5 protein-coding genes are annotated in these 4,676 nt (G+C 34.0%); all 5 read left to right on the top strand.

What is annotated here, in order from left to right; genetic code table 11:
- Positions 1–55: 55 nt before the first annotated feature.
- Positions 56–877: a hypothetical protein gene (locus DF185_RS22810; RefSeq protein ID WP_110364050.1), complete on the top strand. Its 822-nt coding sequence runs from the start codon at positions 56–58 to the stop codon at positions 875–877.
- Between the two features lie 94 nt (positions 878–971).
- Complete coding sequence (locus DF185_RS22805; protein ID WP_110364048.1) at positions 972–1,811, top strand: hypothetical protein; 840 nt, start codon at positions 972–974, stop codon at positions 1,809–1,811.
- A 137-nt stretch (positions 1,812–1,948) separates the two neighbouring features.
- Entirely contained in the window at positions 1,949–2,911 is a 963-nt protein-coding gene (locus tag DF185_RS22800; protein WP_133250137.1) for a hypothetical protein, read from the top strand.
- Positions 2,904–3,902, top strand: a complete 999-nt coding sequence (locus DF185_RS22795) for a hypothetical protein (RefSeq protein WP_110364044.1) — start codon at positions 2,904–2,906, stop codon at positions 3,900–3,902. Before DF185_RS22800 ends, DF185_RS22795 begins: the two co-directional genes overlap by 8 nt.
- A gap of 8 nt (positions 3,903–3,910) precedes the next feature.
- A partial coding sequence (locus DF185_RS22790; protein ID WP_207784732.1) for a hypothetical protein occupies positions 3,911–4,676 on the top strand: 766 nt, incomplete at its 3' end.

Raw genomic sequence — 4,676 nt, 5'->3', positions numbered from 1 at the left:
AAAAGCAATTAGACAAGCAAAGTAAATTGATAGAACAATTATTAAGCAAGCAAAAATGATAAAAAAGGTTTTAACTATTAGCTTGGTACTTATTTGTACAAGTGCTTTCTCTCAAAACGGACAGATTAAGACAACATCGGGAACTGCGAATAACTTTTATTATAAAGATGGGAATGTTGGGATTGGTACAACAACTCCTCAGGCAAAAATTGAAATAAAAGGTACTTCGGGTGTATATAGTGATTTTGCTAACTATGAGGGTACTTCTCTTAATAGTATACTACCAAATGGTAAAATGCCTTCCTTAATTATTGATGAAAATTTAAAGGGTAATTTGGTTTCTGCAGTAGGAGGACAAGTAACTTACCGTGGGGGGCTAAGCTTTGGATTAGGAGGACCTGGAATTTATTCTGTTAACCCAAATCCTGCAGGTAGTCCTTATTATGGAGAAATTAGATTTCACACCACATATTGGAATGGTTCAAACTATAGCAATGCAGATAGAATGGTAATTAAAATAAATGGGAATGTTGGTATAGGAACTATAACTCCTGGTTTTAAACTCGATGTTCAAGGTACAATCCGTGCCCAAGAGCTAAAAGTAGACATGCAAGGCGCCGACTTTGTATTCGAAGAGAATTACCAACTTCGCTCTTTAGAAGAATTAGAAAACTTTGTACAAGAAAACAAACACCTGCCTGATGTTGCACCTGCTAAAGAAATGCAGGAGAATGGCGTAAATCAATCTGAAATGAACCAAAAGTTATTGCAGAAGATTGAGGAACTTACACTTTATATGATAAAGATGGATAAAAGGATGGAATTTTTAGAAAATGAAAATCTGGAACTGAAAAAGAAAGTTCACGATAGTTTGTAATAGGTAGAATGTCAGTCGAATAAAATTATATAAAAACAAAAATAAGCTACTGAACTAAGAAGTTATATGTGCTAATATGCTTAATTAAATCCAAATGAAAAGAATCTGCATTTTTATTTTATTTCAAATTTGGAGTATTTATGGTTTTACTCAAAACAATGAATATCCAAGTACTGGGAATGTGAAAATTTATAATTATTCTCCGAAATTAATTTTACAAAGAGATACTCCGAATGGAGGCTTTATACAAGGCGTTCAAACTAAATTGTTTGATGGTACTGATAATTGGTATTTTGGTGCACATCAGACATACAGTTGGGTTGTGAGTAAGGGAAATTATCAAGGTATAAAATTTACAGTATTAGAAAATGGGAATGTAGGTATAGGTATCAATGAGCCTAATCGTAAGTTAGATATCAAAGGAGGTATCAAACTGAGAGATTCTGGAGTTTCTTCATGGGATCTTGGATTTGGAGCAAACTCTGATCCGGTTAGGTTTTTATCAATTGATGTTGTTAACTCGGCGTTGAATACCGATCCTTTGGAATTGGTCTATAGCAGAGGTAGCGGAGTTATAATTGGAAGACGTGATGCAGCTGATAAATATCTAAAAGTATATGGAAATATTGAAGCTAAGGAGATGAAAATTGTAACTCAAATAGGAGCAGACTTTGTTTTCGAAGATAATTACCAACTTCGTTCTTTGGAAGAAGTGGAAGACTTTGTGAAGGAAAACAAGCACCTACCTGATGTTGCAACCGCAAAAGAAATGCAGGAGAATGGAGTGAATCAATCCGAAATGAACCAAAAATTACTGCAGAAGATTGAGGAGCTGACGCTATATGTGATTGATCAAAATAAAAAGACCAATAAGCTAATTACAGAAAATGAAGTATTAAAAAAGAGAATTATTCAACTTGAAAAAAGAGAATAAAATCTAGAATGGTCAAGTAAGAATTAAACCTACCAATAAAAATGAAACGAAAATGAATTTTAGCATTCTAAAATACACACACGAGAATGATCAAATTCATCGGAGTTCCACCTAAGCTCAAAATAAAATTTAAACAGATGAAAAAATACTATACCCTGATCTTATTTATATTAGCAAATCATAGTCTTTATTCTCAAACTAATATTTTTGAAAAAGACGGAAATGTGGGAATTGGAACTACAAATCCTAACTACAGATTACATGTTGTAGGAAAAGGAATGATAGTTGCAAATGATATTTATAATATGTATTTCATTCCTAAGTCATCAAATTACCAAAATAATACCTCTTCCATAATAGCCAAGGATAGACCGCTTAGTATAACAACCGATGCTCATCGCGATATATACTTCTCAACTTTTTATAGTGGACAGGGCTTAGATGTTAAAATGACCATTAAAGGAGACGGGAAAGTTGGAATAGGAACAGATAAACCTTCTTCAAGATTAAGTGTATATGGTGGAATCGCAAAATTGACAACAACAGGTTATGATCATACATTCGATAATTTTATAAAATATGGGCATAAAAGTGACCTTGAAAGTGGAAGTGCACGAGTAAATAGGTGGCATGGAATTGATGCAACAATAACTGCTGGTGCTGCTGCATCAAATAAAATGAAATTCAGATTGTATGCTGGTGGTTATGGAAATGAAGCTCCAATCGACGTAATGACATTAGCCGGTGATGGCAATGTAGGCATTGGCACCATCTCTCCAAATCACAAACTCGATGTTAAAGGTACCATCCGCACCCAAGAACTAAAAGTAGACATGCAAGGTGCCGACTTTGTATTCGAAGAGGATTACCAACTTCGTTCTTTGGAAGAAGTGGAAGACTTTGTGAAGGAAAACAAGCACCTACCAGATGTTGCACCCGCAAAAGAAATGCAGGAGAATGGCGTAAATCAATCTGAAATGAACCAAAAGCTATTGCAGAAGATTGAGGAGTTAACGCTTTATGTAATTGAAATAAAGAAAGAAGTGAAAACTCTTAAGAAGGAGAATCTGGAATTAAAAAAACAAATAAACCATGATTAAAAATATTTTACTTGTACTTCTATTTTTACTGTTAACTCACTCTCTTTTTTCACAGAATGCTCCATTGTATATATGGGGAACAGGATTAGATGGCAGTGTATTGCAAAAGACAGCAATATATTCAGATAGAACAAATGGTTTATTAATAGAAGCTCCTCGAAATGGGAATAACGAGAATTTACCGATTAGTTTCGGTTGGCGAGGAGGAGGATTGACTCCTATACATATTCTGCCAAACGGTTATGTAGGATTAGGAACAAAAACTCCTTCAGAAATGCTAACTATAAAAGGAAAAAGTGCAATGTTAGGCATTTATGATACTAATGTAGTATCGAAAGCAAATAATAGAATTGGAAGGTATTCTAATGCATTGGTTATTCAGAACGATTCGGATGATACTTGGCAAGAAAATATTAGCTTTCATGATAATGGCAATGTAGGAATCGGAACAACCAATCCAACAGAAAAATTACACATAAAGGGAAATAAATCTGCTGAAATTAGATTAGAGTCAAATTTGGGTAATGCCTATGTTAGGCAATCAAATGGCACATTGAATTTTTATAATAAAGGGGAAAGGTTAACGATTTTATCTACTGGTCAAGTTGGTATTGGAACAACAGAAACAGGCACACACAAACTAGCCGTTAACGGAACCATTGGTGCGCGAGAAATTAAGGTGGAAACAGATTCTTGGTCCGATTTTGTATTCAAAGAAGACTACCAACTAAAAGACCTAAAAGAGGTAGAAAGCTTTATAGAAGAAAACAAACATTTGCCTGACATACCTTCTGAGAAAGAGGTTTTGGAAAATGGAATAGCGGTGGGAGAAATGAATGCCAAACTATTGCAGAAGATTGAGGAGTTGACGCTTTATATGATTGAGCAAAATAAAGTAATCAAATCTCAAAATATAAAAATTCAAAAATTAAATGCTAGGATAAATACTATAGAAATTAAACAGAATAGTAGAGATACAATATCAAACTGAACATAGATATGAAAAAAATAATACTCATCATATTACTTTTCCAATTCAATTTTTTAGGATATTCTCAAGAGGATTATAAGTTTGACCCGGGTTATCGTGCACCTGATAATACCACTCATTATTATAAGTTTGCGATTCTTCCACCATCAACTTCAAGTACAGGAGAAATGTTAACAGTAAAACTAATTGGAGGTTCTTTTTTTAGTGATAGAAAGAAAATTGAAATTATGTACTTCGGCAACAGAAGTGGTTTTAGAGTTTTTACACCTCAGAAATATGGTGCAAATTGGGATTATGTACGTATTGAGGCGTATCAAGAAATCAGTGGTTCTGTTTCTATTTATTTTGTAATGGATTCCTCATATTCTCATGGGAAAATAATTGCAAGCACATCAGGAATTAGTAGTAATAATATTTTAAAAGCAAATCCACAAAAGACTACAGATATTCCTGTTGGTGCTATGGTATTCTCAAGCACAAGAGAAGTTGGAGCCATACAAGCATTTTCAAATGGAAATGTTGGTATCGGAACTACAACAACAGGCACACACAAACTAGCCGTTAATGGAACCATTGGTGCACGAGAAATTAAGGTAGAAACAGATTCTTGGTCCGACTTTGTATTCGAAGAAGACTACCAACTAAAAGACCTAAAAGAGGTAGAAAGCTTTATAGAAGAAAACAAACATTTGCCTGACATACCTTCTGAGAAAGAGGTTTTGGAAAATGGAATCGCAGTGGGTGAAATGAATGCCAAGTTATTACAGAAGATTG

Source organism: Marinifilum breve, assembly GCF_003202155.1.
GTDB classification, from domain to species: Bacteria; Bacteroidota; Bacteroidia; order Bacteroidales; family Marinifilaceae; genus Marinifilum; species Marinifilum breve.
Note: the sequence above shows the minus strand (reverse complement) of the source record. Positions and strands in the feature narration are given on the sequence as shown.